This window comes from Bacillus thermotolerans (assembly GCF_000812025.2).
GTDB classification, from domain to species: Bacteria; Bacillota; Bacilli; order Bacillales; family Domibacillaceae; genus Quasibacillus; species Quasibacillus thermotolerans.
Genome location: NZ_JWJE02000009.1, coordinates 19214 through 34357 on the forward strand (window position 1 = coordinate 19214; position 15144 = coordinate 34357).

Genomic DNA, 15144 nt, shown 5'->3' on the forward strand with positions numbered 1-15144 from the left:
CAGGGGGATCCCCCTGCTTTTTTATTTTGCTGCATTCATGCCAGCGAGTCTGCCCGTCACGAGAGCGGAAGTGATATTATAGCCGCCCGTGTAACCGTGGATATCGAGCACCTCTCCGCAGAAAAACAAGCCCGGCATTTTTTTGGATGCCATGGTCTTAGGGTCCACTTCCTTAATAGAAATGCCACCGCCTGTGACGAATGCTTTTTCAAGCGGAAGCGTCCCGTTAACAGCAAACCGGAACTGCTTGCATAAGCGGGTGAACTGCCGAAGTTTCTCTGTGCTGACATTGCTTCCGGGCGTGTTCTCATCTATTTCAGCTCTCTCTAGGAGAAATAACAAGTACCGCTCGGGCAGCAGGCCTTTTAAAGTATTTTTAATTGCTTTTTTCGGCTGTTCTGCAAGCTGCCTTCGCAAATGCTGGAATAGCTGTTCTTCGTGCTGGTCAGGGAAGCTGTCAATCGCCATAAAGACTTCGCCTGTCTTGCTTTTCTTCAAGGCTTTGACGACAAACTGGCTGCATCGCAGAACTGCAGGGCCTGATACGCCAAAGTGAGTGAAGATCATATCCATTTGATGAGTAATAATAGGCTTCCCTTTCGGATTCAATACACTGAGTGCCACGCCGCGCAGAGACAGCCCTTGAAGCTTCTTCTCTTTAATAAACGATTCATCAGAAGTGACTGGCACCTCTGTCGGATAGAGCTCTGTCACCGTGTGTCCCGCTTCTTCTGCCCATGGGTAGGCGTCCCCAGTAGAGCCTGTATGAGGGACAGAGCTTCCGCCCGCTGCTACGACGACCGCCCGGCTTCGGATGGTTTGACCGTCACGCAGCATTATGCCGGCTGTTTGTCCACCTTCAAACAATAGGGTCTCTACAGCTGTATTCACCCGCACATCTACATTGAGTTCATCAATACGGCGAAGAAGAGCGTCAACCACTGATTGGGCCTTATTGCTGACGGGAAACATCCGGCCATGATCTTCTTCTTTAAGCTCAATCCCCAAATCTTCAAAGAAGCGGATAATATCTTCATTATTGAAGATGGAAAAAGCGCTGTATAGGAACCGCCCGTTACCTGGGATGTGCCGGATGATTTCATCAACGGGGAGGCGGTTCGTCACGTTACAGCGGCCGCCTCCGGAAATAGCCAGCTTCCGTCCGAGCTTATTGCCTTTATCAACCAGCAGTACCCGTGCCTGCTGTTCGCCGGCTGCGATAGAAGCCATAAGCCCCGACGGTCCGCCGCCCACGACGATTACATCATAATCCATGATTGCTTCCTCTCTTTCTTGAACAGTCTTCTCATCGTAAAAGATTCCCTTCCTGCTTGTCAATTTAACAAGATAAATATACTCGTTATAAATTGTCAGAACGATAGGAAAGAGGTAAACTGATTTTTAGTGTGTGCATTATCTTAAAGGGATAGAAAGGGAATTTGTATGTCTTCAAAGCTGATTAGAGGTACTTTTATTTTAACCTTGGGGACATTTATCTCCAAGTTTCTTGGTTTATTCTACGTCATTCCGTTTTACGCAATTGTAGGGGAGGAGGCGACATCTCTTTACCAGTATGGTTATGTACCGTACACGATTTTTATCAGCCTGGCGACAGCAGGGATCCCGCTGGCGGTTTCTAAGTTCATTGCTAAATACAATGCACTCGAGGAGTATGAAGTAGGAAGGCGCCTTTTCAGGTCGGGGCTTGTTATCATGCTGCTGACCGGCTTCCTGGCGTTCCTTGCTATGTATACTTTTGCCCCTGTATTTGCTCAAATGGTTATATCAGATGATGAACAAATTTACACAGTGGCGGAGGTTGCTTATGTCATCCGAGCGGTGAGCTTTGCTTTAATTATCGTACCATTTATGAGTATTATGCGCGGGTTCTTCCAAGGACATCAATCGATGGGACCTTCAGCTGTGTCACAGGTGATTGAACAAATCGCCCGTATTGTCTTTTTACTAGGCGGCTCGTTTCTTGTACTGTATGTGTGGGGCGGAACCGTTGTGGAGGCAATCGGCGTCGCCACATTCGCCGCTTTCGTTGGAGCGGTATTTGGCCTGCTGACGCTGTTCTGGTATTTCAAGAAGCGGAAAAAACACTTAGATGAGCTTCTTGTACAGGATAAAGGCCAAGTTCAAGTATCACTTGGCGGCATTTACAGTGAAATTGTTGTTTATGCAATTCCTTTTATTTTCGTTGGCATCGCCATTCCGCTTTATCAGCTGGTGGATATGATTACCTTTAACCGGGCCATGGCTTCTATAGGTCTAGCGGGTATATCGGATACGCTGTTTGGAATTGTCAATTTCAGCGCGCAGAAAATTGTCATTATCCCTGTTTCGCTGGCGACTGCCTTTGCAATGACGATTGTCCCGCTTGTTACGAGCTCTTTTGTCTCGAGAGAAGAGGGTGCAGTCAAAAGGCAGCTGAACCAAACCTTCCAGGTGCTTCTCTTCCTAACAGTGCCGGCCGTTGTCGGCATTATGCTGTTAGCTGAACCCATCTATACCGTGTTTTATGAGCATAGCATAGATGGTACGGAAATTTTACGGGCCTATGCACCGGTTGCTATTTTATTCGCATTGTTTAGTGTAACGGCTGCTATTTTGCAAGGGATTAATGAGCAGCGCTTTACGGTATTCAGTTTGCTGTTCGGCATCCTGCTGAAGCTCTCCTTAAACATTCCGCTTATTAAGCTGTTTCAAGCAGAAGGGGCCATTTATGCAACAGCGATCGGATATGGAGCTTCCATTATCATTAATCTGCTCGTTATTCGCCATTATGCCCAATATTCTCTCCGGTCAGTCGCCGGAAAGATTGGACAGATTTTCTTATACAATATCATCATGTCCATTGTTGTCTTAGCTGCTTACTTTATGCTCTTGCCGTTGCTTAGTACGGACAGCAAAATGCAGAGTGTTGTGTTGATTGTTATTTGTGCCATATTAGGTGCGGCTGTCTACTTTGCACTAAGTATCCGGTCAGGACTTGCTGACATAGTATTCGGCTCAAGGCTCGACCGCTTGAAAAATAAATTAAAAAGAGCAAAAGGCTGAGTGAGGAGTTTCTTTCTCGCTCGCTTTTATTTTTAGCTTTCAGGGAGGAGGGGGAAAGGTGGAAAATAGTCTTTCTGTTAACTTAAGAACAAAAGGAATTATTATGGTTCTTTCAAGTGCTGTATTTTGGGGCAGCTCAGGCGTAGTGGCGCAATTTCTTTTTGATGAAAAAGGAGTTGCGGTTGAGTGGCTTGTCACTATGCGTCTGCTGTTTGCCGGTCTGCTGCTTCTGCTTTTTGCTTCTTTTAAAAAGAAGCAGCCAGTATTCCGCATATGGAAAGACCGGTTCAGCTGGCCATCTTTAATCCTCTTCAGTTTGTTCGGTATGCTGGCTGTCCAGTATACGTTCTTTTCAGCCATCGAAGCGGGAAATGCAGCAACCGCAACAGTCTTGCAATACTTGACTCCAGTACTTATCGTTCTGTATTTAGCTATCCGCTCGAAAGCCCGTCCGGAAACGAAGGAAATCATCGCGGTGCTTTTGTCCTTATTTGGAACCTTCCTTCTTGTAACGGGCGGGAACCCGAATGAACTGGCTATTTCAGGAGAAGCTGTATTCTGGGGAATAAGTGCGGCTGTTGCTCTCGGAATCTACACACTGCTGCCACTCAAGCTTCTGCAAAGGTGGGGGTCGGAGATCGTCGTTGGCTGGGGGATGGTGATTGCGGGGATCGTATTCAGCCTCTTTTACCCTCCGTGGGAGCTAACAGGTACTTTTTCTTTTGTTACTATAGTGGCAGTTGTGTTTGTGATTGTCTTTGGCACGCTGCTTTCGTTCTATTTTTACTTAGAGAGCTTGAACTATTTAAAACCTGCCGAAACTAGTCTGCTCTCCTGTGCAGAGCCGCTGTCAGCTGTCTTCTTATCCATCCTTTTTCTTGACGTGCAGTTCGGTATTGGAGAGTGGCTGGGTACTATTTTTATCATCACGACAGTTCTGATGTTATCGAGGGTAAAGAAATCTTCAAAGGAGGGAAAGATGGATGCGAATTGATAAGCTTTTAGCGGCAAGCGGTTATGGGAGCCGCAAGGATGTGAAACAGCTTTTAAAACAAGGAGCGGTAGAAGTAAATGGTCAAGTGCTTAAAGAAGCGAAACAGCACGTGGATCATGAGAGCGACTTGATCACCGTGCATGGCGAAGAGGTGTACTACCGGGAGTTTATTTATTTAATGATGAATAAGCCGCCGGGAGTGATCTCGGCAACAGAGGATGTGCGGGATGAAACGGTTGTCGATTTGCTTGAGCCCTCCCATGCGGTGTTTCAACCGTTTCCTGTCGGGCGTTTGGATAAGGATACCGAAGGACTGCTGCTTCTTACGAATGACGGGGTGCTTTCTCATCAGCTGCTTTCCCCTAAAAAGCATGTACCGAAAACATACTTCGCAGTGATTGATGGGGAAGTAACAGATGAAGACGGGAGAATCTTTCAGCGAGGAGTTACGCTTGATGATGGCTATGTAACAAAGCCGGCAGATTTGAAGATTCTTAAAAGCGGGCTGCGCTCGGATATTGAGCTAACCATTACAGAAGGAAAATTCCATCAAGTGAAGCGTATGTTTGCTGCAGTAGGGAAGAGAGTCGTCTACCTGCAGCGTATCTCCATGGGGCCTCTCCAATTAGATGAGGACTTGGAGCTTGGTGAATACCGAGAGCTGACAGAAGAAGAGATCGACCTGCTAAAAGGAAGCAGCTTATAAGAGAAACAAGTGAAACCCCCTGCCGTGTTTATGGCAGGGGGTTATATTATGAAGTCATTTTTACTTTCTTATGTGTTGTTGTCCACCGGCCGCGTTGTGGGCTAATTACTAAGCCATTATAAGCTAACACATTCAAATCTCTTTGAATGGTGCGAGGAGTGATACCAAATTCATCTACAATTTCCTGAGTCGAAACAGTCCCATTCTCCTTAATGAACAGATAGACTGATTTGATCCGAGTTAACATTCGATTTGTTGAAGGTTTCAAAAAACCACTCCCTCATCTTTTTTCACAGAGACGACGATCCAACAGACGACAGGTTAATCATGGTATTTGCGATATGTAATTCTATACGGCAGACAGCTCCTTTGCGAAAGAATACAAGATGTCTGACAATTTCATTTTATCTCATTTATATGGTGATTGCTAGAAAAAATGCTTCGTTTCATCTATTTTACATATTATTTACCCTTAATTTGCACTAGATTAACACTTTTTATTTCTTCCTGGTCTGAAAGGGCAATTTATTTTGTTTTTTCTCATCTCAAGGTAAAATGAGTAAAAGGATAAGGAGGGAGCTGATGAAAAGAATGAATTGGGCAGGAGAAGTAGAGAAGCGGAAGGAGAGCTTGCTTCGTGACTTGCGTTCACTCCTTGCGGTCAAGAGTGTTCTTGATGAAGCTCAAGCAACACCAGAGGCTCCGCTTGGAGAGGAAGTTAAGAAAGCACTCGATTTTATGCTGAACCTTGGCAAAGCGGACGGATTTGCGGCAAAGGAAGTGGACCGGGTAGCGGGACACTTGGAGTTTGGCGAAGGGGAAGAACTCATCGGAATTTTGTGTCATGTGGATGTAGTGCCTGCTGGCGATGGCTGGACATTCGATCCTTTCAAAGGGGAGGAGAAGGATGGAAAGCTGTTTGGCCGTGGAGCGATTGATGATAAAGGTCCAACGATGGCTGCCTATTATGCAATGAAAATCATAAAGGAATTAGGCCTCCCGTTACATAAACGTGTACGCATGATTATCGGCACCGACGAAGAGAGCGACTGGCGATGTGTCGATGCTTATTTTAAAAAAGAGGAAATGCCGACTGTAGGGTTTGCCCCTGATGCCGATTTTCCAATTATTCATGCAGAGAAGGGGATTGCCGATTTCGATATTGTCCAGAAAATAGCTGAGCAGTCTGGCAAGCGAGGCGGGGAGGAGGTAAAGGTACATTCCTTCGAGTCGGGTCGGCGTTATAATATGGTGCCGGATTATGCAAAAGCAGTAGTCACCGTCAACGGAGGCCAGTCGGAAATTGTTCAAAGCTATCAGATATTCATGAAAGAAAATGATTTAAATGGCCTGTTCTATATTGATAACGGACGTTTGATTCTAGCGTTGAAGGGTGTATCTGCACATGGGATGGAGCCGGATCATGGAAAAAATGCTGGTCTTTATTTAGCTGAGTTTCTTGCTTCCCGTCATTTGGACAAAAACGCAGCCCAGTTTTTTAAATGGACGGCTGAGCGCTTCTTCCAAAGCTCGCGAGGAAAGAACATAGAGATGGACTACACGGATGACATTACGGGAGATTTAACGATTAATGTTGGAAAGTTGTCATACGATGAGAAAAATGGCGGCCGTTTAGGGTTAAATATGCGCTACCCGGTTACATTCCCTCTTGAGAAGCGAAAAGGACACTTGGAGACTAAACTTGAAGAAGATGGGTTTTATATAGAAAACTTTTCTGACAGTGCTCCGCATTATGTGGAGAGGACTCACCCGTTCATCCAGACATTACGCAAGGTATACGAAGAGCAAACTGGAGAGAGAGCTGAGCTTCTTTCTATTGGAGGCGGCACGTATGCGCGCAGTCTGAAAACAGGCGTTGCTTTTGGCGCCTTGTTCCCAGGGAGAGAAGATGTCGCTCACCAGAAGGATGAGTATATTTATATTGATGATTTGCTGAAGGCGACGGCTATTTATGCACAGGCTATTTGGGAGCTGGCAGGAGACAAGGACGCTCTACAAGCATAATAAAAAAACGGCTGCTTTATGCAGCCGTTTCAGTTTGTCGACAAAAGGGTTCGGAATGGTCTCATTCTGGACCCTTTTTCGATCTTTTACTAGCGTTGACCCTATTTATAGAAAAGACTGGACCTCTCCAAGGCCATCATTTAGACCATTTCTGGACCTTGCCAAGTCCAGTTGGCCACTTTCTTAAGATTCATGGCAGCAAAAGTAATCATCGCCTGCATGGACAATTTTTAAGTCTCCTTAGTGAACTTGATTACCCTTATTGATTGGAACGGAAGACGCGCAGACTCCTGCGGGATCAGCGGGACAGGTGAGACCCCGCAAAGCGGAGCTTGAGGAGGCTCACCGCCCGCTCCGTGGAAAGCGAAGCGTCTGGAGTGGAAATCAACACACTTACAGGCAAAATAAAAAGACTGCAGACGCTCGATTTCCATCGAGTTTGTCTACAGTCTGAAACGGCTGCTTTATGCAGCCGCTTTTTTGTAGAAACTGTTGGGGCAGCTTCTGTCTGATTAAAATTGGAAAAGGTCGCTTGAAAGGTAGCGTTCGCCAGTATCACACATGATGCATACAACAATGTCATCTTTCGTTAATGTTTTAGCCGTTTGAATGGCCGCATAGCAGGCAGCACCGGATGACGGGCCAACAAGCACGCCTTCCTCGCTGGCAAGACGGCGGGCTGTTTCATATGCATGCTCATCTTCAATTTTGTAAATGTAATCATACACATCTTCATTAAGTGTATCCGGGATAAAGCCGGGGCTTGTCCCTACAAGCTTGTGCTTACCTGGCTTGCCGCCCGAGAGAACAGGTGAACCTGCGGGCTCTACAACATGCACCTTTACGCCTGGCACATGCTCTTTTAATACTTCACCTGTGCCGGTAATCGTTCCTCCTGTGCCAGCTGTTGCCACGAAAGCACCAAGGTTTTTGCCGATCTGTTTAACCCCTTCTAAGATTTCCAGCGCTGTCGTTTTCCGATGAGCGTCAGGGTTAGCCTGGTTTTCAAATTGCATTGGGATAAAGCTGTTAGGAATTTCCTTTGCCAGCTCCTCTGCCTTTTTGATGGAGCCAGGCATTTTTTCATCGCCAGGCGTTAGTACAACTTCTGCGCCGTACGCCTTCAACAGATTAATCCGTTCTTTTGTCATTGTATCAGGCATCACAAGGATCGCCTTGTAGCCTCTGGCAGCCGCGTTCATCGCCAAGCCGATACCTGTGTTCCCGCTTGTCGGTTCAATAATTGTCGCACCCGGCTTAAGCAGCCCGGCTTTTTCCGCTTCGACGATCATATTAAAGGCAGCCCGGTCTTTTACACTCCTGCTCGGATTAAAAAACTCAAGCTTTAAATATATGTCGGCCCCTTCCTCGGGGTTTAGTTTATTTAATTTCAATAACGGTGTGTCACCAATTAAGTCAGCAATATTATCAACGGTTTTCACTGCTAATGTTCATCCTTCCATTAAATATCTTTATCTTATTATTATCACATTACCTGAATTAATCCAATCATACAGCCTGTTTTTCTTGCGTTTATTTGCGGTGCCTATTTGCTTTTTAGTATAATGCTCAAAAATAAGACAGGAGAGAAAAGAATGAAGCGAAATCACTTTTTCTATGCCTTGCCCCTGCCGGCTGAGGTAAAGCGAGAACTATATGAGTTTGTGCAAAATAAGGAGCTTCCCTTCAGCCGGTTTGTCCACCAAGAAGACCTGCATCTGACTCTTGCTTTTCTTGGAGCAGCAGAAGAAGACAAGCTAAACGCTTCCATCGAGCTCGTTGCGGAAGCCATCCAGCAAATAGCCCCTTTCCCATTGTCGATCCATTCCCTTGGCTGGTTCGGGAAGAAGACGAGCCCCCGCATTTTTTGGGCGGGGGTAAAGGAAGAAGAACAGCTCTATACACTGCAGAAAAAAGTATACGAAGCTTGCAGGCAGGCAGGCTTTGAGCTTGACCGCAAGCCATTCCGTCCGCATATTACCGTAGCGAGAAAATGGAAAGGAGAGGTACCTTTTGAGCTTCCCGCTGATGCCTTCGAAAAAAATTTTTTAACAAATTCTGTCGTTCTATACGAAACACATCTCGATAAACTGCCGAAATATAAAGTGAAGCATCAGTTTGAGCTTTAGAATTGGAAGGAAAGGATCGTTGACCATGGCGCAGTTAGTGAAGTTACAGGATTACGTATCCCGCTATGAAAAGGATATTTACCAATATCCGTCTCGCTTTGTCCGTTTAAAAAACATTCAGTGGAAAAGCATGAGAAGAGACTGGGAGCGTTATCAGGGAAGGAAGGTGCTGCGGCAGGAGCTGATCGAAGAAATAGAGACAGGTCAGGGACCAGTTACCCTTGCAGGCCGGTTAAAGTTATGGTTTTTCCGTCATAAAGAAGAAGAGTGGCCAGATGAGTTCGCTGTTAACGAGGCGTTCCTTGGTGTGAATGAGGTAGCTGCCGCTGAAACGATAGATGATCTAAGGAGGTTTTTCTTAAGTGAGCTGTTTGCCTTCCAAATGAAGTGGGCCAGCTCAACTTCACAGGAGACATCGTATGTAGATCGGAAATATTTTTACGACGAGCTCTTAAAGCTGCTGCTGCAAGGGCTGCCGGATAGCTTTTTGCTTATGTACAAGCCTGTTATGCAGCTAAAAAGTGCACCAGTAGAGCTTGAACTCATTTTGCTGACCCCGACAGAAGTTTGGTGCTTGACGTTTTTAGAGAAAGAAGATCAATCGGTATTTATTGGTTCGCGCGATCGCTTCTGGATAAAAAGAAATGGGGAGAAGTCAAGCCGTGTGCTGAGTCCGCTCCTTACGATCAGCCGAGCAGAAGCTGTGCTTAAGGCGGTATTTCAGCAAGCGGAGCTTGATTTTCCTATTAAAAAGGCAGTGATCTCTCGAAATGGATTTATTGATTATCCGGAAGCCCCTGCCTCCTTGGAAGTGATCGACAGCCGCAGGTTTTTACCTTGGTTTCAACGTTTACAAGGCACGCCTTCTCCGTTAAAGACAGCGCAGCTGAGAGCGGCTAAAGCCCTGCTTCAATCCACCCAGACAACGAGTACTATCCGGCCGGAGTGGGAAAGGCATGAAGGTTCTTGGCTCTATCATACAATTAAAGAAGAAGAGGAAGAGTAAATAAAAGCGTCTATTCTCTTGAAAACACGTTCCTTTGTCTCAATCCTTCAAATAACGTAGCCGAATGTGTTATTTCATGATAAAATAACAAATAACTTTGACGGTAATTTTCAGCAAACGGCGAAAAAGGGAATGTTTTGGACATGACAAGGATAGCTATTGCGTCATTGATCGATAGCTGTCTTTTTTATTCTTGTACTAAATGAAGGTGACGAACGGTGGAATACTTACTCGGACAAGACTGGGAAATCACGCCGGCTGGCGGAGCAACAGGAAAAGCCTATATAGCTAAGCACCAAGATGAACAGCAGCTGTTTTTAAAGAGGAACTCTTCTCCTTTCTTAGCAGTCTTATCGGCCGAAGGAATTGTGCCGAAGTTAGTTTGGACAAAGAGGGTGGAGAATGGGGATGTCATCACCGCCCAGCATTGGCTTCAGGGCCGGGAGCTTAGACCGGAAGAGATGGCAACGGGCCGCGTAGCTCGGCTCATGAGCAAAATTCACTCTTCACAGCCGCTGCTGTCCATGCTTGAGAAACTGGATAAGGAAAAGGTTGACCCTTATACTTCAATGAGGCACCTGGAGCAGCAGCTTGATGCGGAAGTAATGATGCATGAAGACGTTCACTCAGCTCTTGAATTTCTTTATGAGTACCTTCAGGAAGTAAGACATGGAGAGTACGTTGTTTGCCATGGAGATATTAATCATAATAATTGGCTCTTATCGGATGAGGATGAGCTGTATTTAATTGATTGGGATGGAGCGATGATTGCTGATCCAGCCATGGATTTAGGCATGTTGCTGTATAAGTATGTAGAAGCGGGAAATTGGGAAGAGTGGCTGGCTCAGTACGACTTGGCTTTTACCCCTCATCTTCACTTAAGAATGAAGTGGTATGCAATTGTCCAGGTACTGGCATCGATTCAATGGGATAAAGATACAGGTCGTCTTCATGAGATGAACAAAGGCCTTCGCGAGCTGGCTCAAATACTTAGACGCTGAAAAAGCGTTTGTTACGAGTCAGCGAAAGCTCTTTGAAATGAATACGTATACAGAAAGAGTCGTCAGGCTCTTTTTTTATGTGCATTGCATCTAACCCAATATCATGGTATGGTTTGAACGAAAAAAGAATAAATGAGGTGCAGCTATGCGTTTGCGACATAAACCATGGGCCCGTGAAAAAATTGAGGCTCATCCCCAATATGTAATTCTGCAGCCCGAAGAACAAAAAGGCCGCTGGAAGGAAGCATTTCAAAACGACCATCCTATTTACATCGAGGTGGGAACGGGAAAGGGCCAGTTTGTGACTGAAATGGCAAAGGCCCATCCGGATGTTAACTTCATCGGTATTGAAGTATATGAAAGCGTCATGGTTACTGCTTTGGACCGGCTTATTGAAGCAGAGCTTCCGAACTTAAAACTCTTGAATGTAGATGCGGAGAATCTAACCGATTACTTTGAAAAAGGGGAAGTCAGCCGCGTGTACTTAAACTTTTCCGATCCATGGCCGAAAAAACGCCATGCCAAGCGGCGTTTAACATACAAAACTTTCTTAAAGCGGTATGAGGATATTATGCCGGCTAGCGGAGAAATTCATTTTAAGACGGATAATCAAGGGCTGTTTGAATTTTCACTAATGAGCTTTTCTGAATATGGAATGCTATTGAAGTTTGTCAGCTTGGATCTTCATAACAGTGACTTTGAAGGGAATATTATGACTGAATATGAAGAGAAATTTTCAGCAAAAGGCCAGCGAATTTACCGGGCAGAAGCGGCTTTTCGCTCATAGTTAAGTTTCTAGGGACTGTCTCATTGTCGAAAGCCGACAGATGGGACGGTCTTTTTTTATAGATGGTTGCATTTCCTAATCAAGTGAATAGAAAGACTTTTCTAAAAAGTGTTACAATCAAGATATAAATGAAAAGAGGAGGATGTTTATGGAAAAGCTTACAGTTGGAGAGGTTACACTAACCTGGTTAGATGGAGGGGTTACGCATTTGGATGGCGGCGCCATGTTCGGAGTAGTTCCAAGGCCGCTATGGTCACGTAAATATGAATACAATGAGAAAAACCAGATAGAGCTGAGAACGGACCCTATTTTCTTTCAGATGGAAGGGAAAAATATTCTAATTGAATCGGGTATCGGAAAAGGACGGCTGACAGAGAAGCAGATTCGTAATTATGGTGTGACTGAGGAATCGAAGGTAGAAGAGAGTTTAGAGGAGCTTGGATTAACACCGGCAGATATTGATGTTGTGCTAATGACACATATGCATTTTGATCATGCGCTCGGTTTAACGAAGCGGCAGGACGGAAAGCTTGTACCAGCTTTTCCGAATGCGGTCATTTACACATCGTCGGTAGAGTGGGAAGAAATGCGAAATCCCAATATTCGCTCAAAAAGTACGTACTGGGAAGAGAACTGGACAGCGATTGAGCACCAGGTTAAAACCTTTGATGAGGAGTTCGAGCCTGTAAAAGGTGTGCGAATGATTCATACAGGCGGGCACAGTGCCGGTCATTCTATTATTATCATTGAAACAGGTGAAGAGCGTCTTGTCCACATGGCGGACTTGCTAGCCACGCATGCTCATCAAAATGTTCTATGGGTAATGGCTTATGATGATTATCCGATGGATTCGATTGAGGCTAAAAAGCGCTGGCTGCCGGAAGTGATGAAGAAAGAAGATTGGCTTTTCTTTTACCATGATGCCGTTTACCGGGCAGTCAAGTGGAACGAAGAGGGCGAGCTGATCGATTACGTAAGAAAAGAAAGAAGCCCGGTGCAGAGTGAAAGCAGCTAAGAATATTCATGCTCACTGCTTTTCCGGGACACAGCAGCCGCATTGCTTCAGCTGGCGCTGTGTTCCGGGAAGCAAGATTTGAACAGCTGTAACAATGAAGCTGCTCAAGAAGAGCCCCGACTAGCTTTCTTATTAATAAGTGCGGTATACATCCATGATAGTGCCAGTGTGAGAGTCAGCAATGAACTCGTATTGTTCCCTTTCCTGGCCAATTGTGCGAGAAACTCCGCCTTTATAAACCAATTTATTGATACCAGCTTTTTTGTATGGTTCGGGCTTCATCTTAATCCAAGAACCGTCGATGGGTCCTTCAGCTTTAAATGCTTCTTTTACTTCTTTCAGTGCCTTATCGGCTGATGCATATGTACTTGTTGTTACATATTTTTGTGTAGCTACAGCACCGGCTGCCCCAGCAACTGCTCCCAAAATAAATGTTCCCCAATTCATTTTCATGCTATTCACTCCCCTAATTTCATAGACTGTCTTTAGTATACCGCAAATGTTTAGTAATTTAAAATTTCTGCTTTTATTTTCTGTAAGGAGCTATGTAACATACTTGCCAGTCTCTTCATTGGCAAGATAGCCCAACTTTCTGTAAAATGGAAATAATAGTTCTTTAAAAAGGAGAATTCCTAATGAATAAAGAGACAATGCAGCTTTTTAAAACATTAACCGAACTGCCGGGAGCGCCTGGCAATGAGCATGACGTTCGCAGATTCATGAGGTCCCAGCTGGAATTATATGCGGATGAAATCGTGCAGGATGGACTTGGCAGTATCTTCGGTGTGAAGAAAGGGAAAGAGGCGGAGCCTGTTGTCATGGTAGCCGGCCATATGGATGAAGTTGGTTTCATGGTCACACAAATCACAGAAAATGGCATGATCCGCTTTCAACCGCTCGGCGGCTGGTGGAACCAAGTCCTTCTCGCCCAGCGTGTGCAAATTATAACGGATAGCGGGCCGGTGGTTGGCGTGGTTAGTTCGGTGCCTCCTCATTTGTTAAGTGAAGGACAGCGAAAAAAACCAATGGAGATCAAAAATATGCTCATTGATATTGGAGCTGATGACAGGGAAGACGCGAAGAAGATTGGGATCAAGCCGGGACAGCCTATTCTTCCGGTATCCGAATTTACGCCAATGGCCAATGAGAAGAAAATTTTGGCTAAAGCGTGGGATAACCGTTACGGATGCGGTTTAGCGATTGAACTGTTAAAGGAGTTAAAAGACGACATTGTGCCGAATACTCTTTATTCCGGTGCGACTGTTCAGGAGGAAGTGGGGCTGCGTGGTGCACAAACGTCCGCTGAGATGATTAAACCAGATATATTCTATGCATTGGATGCCAGTCCGGCGAACGATGCTTCAGGTGACAAGAATGAATTCGGACAGCTTGGCAAAGGGGCGCTTTTACGTATTTTTGACCGAACAATGGTCACTCACCGGGGCATGCGTGAATTTGTGCTTGATACAGCGGAAACCCACAATATTCCTTATCAGTACTTTGTATCGCAAGGCGGAACGGATGCAGGCCGTGTACATACGTCTAATGAAGGGGTGCCAAGTGCGGTCATCGGTATTTGCTCCCGCTATATTCATACTCATGCATCTATCGTTCACGTGGATGATTATGCGGCGGCCAAAGAGCTTTTGATTCGTTTAGTCAAAGCAAGTGATAAGGCGACAGTTGATACGCTGAAATCAGGAAGTTAAGAGAAAGCCGGGTATTTTCCGTAAGGGAATACCCGGCTTTAATGGTATAAATAGGCGAAAGAGAGCAGCTTGGAAAAACGGGATAAATAAAAAAGAATATTAAGTAGAAAATAGAAGGAGAAGACAGGAAAAATGAAGATTGCCATCGGTTCATTAAACCAAGCAAAAAAATCAGCGACAGAACAGGCAGCGGCTTTTGCGCATTTATATGCGAAAGTAATAGCGCTCTCTGTCCCTTCAGAAGTAAGCGATCAGCCATTCTCGGATGCAGAGACGAAGCAAGGCGCGGTTAACCGGGCAAGCCACGCGCTTAAGAGGGCAGAAGCCGATATCGGCATTGGTCTTGAAGGCGGAGTCATGGAGATGGAGGAGGGCTTGTTCCTTTGTAATTGGGGAGCTCTTGCTTCTGCTGACCAGCCGGTGATCACAGCCGCAGGGGCGCGTATTTTACTGCCTGATGAAATAGCGGAACGCCTTCGTAAAGGGGAGGAGCTGGGACCTGTGATGGATCAGTTTACCGCCCGTGAAGGGATCCGCCAGCATGAGGGGGCGGTTGGAGTGTTCACAGCTGGGTTTATTACGAGAGATGAGATGTTCTTGCATATTGCCAAGCTGTTATTTGGTCAGTTTGTGTTGAAATACAGAAAATAATGTCTTCCGCTGGTTAACCGGTAAGTATATAATTGTCTTTACACTAGTTATCATCGGT

General features: G+C 45.5%; 15 protein-coding genes. 11 read left to right on the plus strand and 4 right to left on the minus strand.

The genetic code is table 11. From position 1 onward, the window contains the following. Window positions 1-21: 21 nt before the first annotated feature. Window positions 22-1275, minus strand: a complete 1254-nt coding sequence (locus QY97_RS05635; protein ID WP_039234084.1) for a BaiN/RdsA family NAD(P)/FAD-dependent oxidoreductase — start codon at window positions 1273-1275, stop codon at window positions 22-24. Between the two features lie 168 nt (window positions 1276-1443). Here QY97_RS05635 and QY97_RS05640 point away from each other — a divergent pair, with 168 nt between their 5' ends. From QY97_RS05640 to QY97_RS05650, 3 genes are all read left to right on the plus strand, one after another. Then, window positions 1444-3063 carry a putative polysaccharide biosynthesis protein gene (locus QY97_RS05640; RefSeq protein ID WP_039234087.1) on the plus strand — a complete coding sequence of 540 codons (1620 nt, stop codon included), beginning with the start codon at window positions 1444-1446 and terminating at the stop codon, window positions 3061-3063. A 103-nt stretch (window positions 3064-3166) separates the two neighbouring features. Then, window positions 3167-4057, plus strand: a complete 891-nt coding sequence (locus QY97_RS05645; protein ID WP_039234315.1) for a DMT family transporter — start codon at window positions 3167-3169, stop codon at window positions 4055-4057. Next, window positions 4047-4763 (plus strand): pseudouridine synthase, encoded by a 717-nt coding sequence (locus QY97_RS05650; RefSeq protein WP_039234091.1) that lies wholly within the window; start codon window positions 4047-4049, stop codon window positions 4761-4763. The genes QY97_RS05645 and QY97_RS05650 overlap by 11 nt, the downstream gene beginning before the upstream one ends. Window positions 4764-4809: 46 nt before the next feature. Here the strand turns inward: QY97_RS05650 and QY97_RS05655 are convergent, their stop codons facing one another. Then, on the minus strand, window positions 4810-5031 hold the full coding sequence (locus QY97_RS05655) for a DeoR family transcriptional regulator (RefSeq protein WP_039234094.1): 222 nt from the start codon (window positions 5029-5031) through the stop codon (window positions 4810-4812). A gap of 314 nt (window positions 5032-5345) precedes the next feature. On the opposite strand from QY97_RS05655, the gene pepV reads away from it, so the two are divergent. Beyond that, the gene (gene pepV / locus QY97_RS05660; protein WP_039234097.1) at window positions 5346-6788 is read left to right on the plus strand and encodes a dipeptidase PepV; all 1443 of its coding nucleotides are present in this window, start codon (window positions 5346-5348) and stop codon (window positions 6786-6788) included. Between the two features lie 512 nt (window positions 6789-7300). On the opposite strand, the gene cysK is transcribed toward pepV, so the two are convergent. Continuing rightward, the gene (cysK, locus tag QY97_RS05665) at window positions 7301-8230 is read right to left on the minus strand and encodes a cysteine synthase A (RefSeq protein WP_039234100.1); all 930 of its coding nucleotides are present in this window, start codon (window positions 8228-8230) and stop codon (window positions 7301-7303) included. Window positions 8231-8383: 153 nt separating this feature from the next. Between cysK and thpR the strand changes: the two genes are divergently transcribed. From thpR to QY97_RS05690, 5 genes are all read left to right on the plus strand, one after another. Next, complete coding sequence (gene thpR, locus QY97_RS05670) at window positions 8384-8917, plus strand: RNA 2',3'-cyclic phosphodiesterase (protein ID WP_039234102.1); 534 nt, start codon at window positions 8384-8386, stop codon at window positions 8915-8917. A 25-nt stretch (window positions 8918-8942) separates the two neighbouring features. Continuing rightward, window positions 8943-9923 (plus strand): hypothetical protein, encoded by a 981-nt coding sequence (locus tag QY97_RS05675; protein ID WP_039234105.1) that lies wholly within the window; start codon window positions 8943-8945, stop codon window positions 9921-9923. 218 nt (window positions 9924-10141) lie between these two features. Further along, window positions 10142-10924: a phosphotransferase family protein gene (locus QY97_RS05680; protein ID WP_039234108.1), complete on the plus strand. Its 783-nt coding sequence runs from the start codon at window positions 10142-10144 to the stop codon at window positions 10922-10924. A 145-nt stretch (window positions 10925-11069) separates the two neighbouring features. Next, window positions 11070-11711: a tRNA (guanosine(46)-N7)-methyltransferase TrmB gene (trmB, locus tag QY97_RS05685; protein WP_039234109.1), complete on the plus strand. Its 642-nt coding sequence runs from the start codon at window positions 11070-11072 to the stop codon at window positions 11709-11711. Between the two features lie 148 nt (window positions 11712-11859). Further along, a complete protein-coding gene (locus tag QY97_RS05690) occupies window positions 11860-12726 on the plus strand; it encodes a YtnP family quorum-quenching lactonase (RefSeq protein WP_039234112.1) in 867 nt (288 codons plus the stop codon). Between the two features lie 132 nt (window positions 12727-12858). Here QY97_RS05690 and QY97_RS05695 read toward each other — a convergent pair whose 3' ends face one another. Beyond that, window positions 12859-13179: a PepSY domain-containing protein gene (locus QY97_RS05695; protein ID WP_315849903.1), complete on the minus strand. Its 321-nt coding sequence runs from the start codon at window positions 13177-13179 to the stop codon at window positions 12859-12861. Window positions 13180-13361: 182 nt separating this feature from the next. Here QY97_RS05695 and QY97_RS05700 point away from each other — a divergent pair, with 182 nt between their 5' ends. Both QY97_RS05700 and QY97_RS05705 read left to right on the plus strand, forming a co-directional pair. Further along, window positions 13362-14435 carry a M42 family metallopeptidase gene (locus QY97_RS05700; protein ID WP_039234115.1) on the plus strand — a complete coding sequence of 358 codons (1074 nt, stop codon included), beginning with the start codon at window positions 13362-13364 and terminating at the stop codon, window positions 14433-14435. Window positions 14436-14567: 132 nt separating this feature from the next. Continuing rightward, on the plus strand, window positions 14568-15086 hold the full coding sequence (locus QY97_RS05705; RefSeq protein WP_039234116.1) for a DUF84 family protein: 519 nt from the start codon (window positions 14568-14570) through the stop codon (window positions 15084-15086). The last annotated feature ends 58 nt before the right edge of the window (window positions 15087-15144 follow it).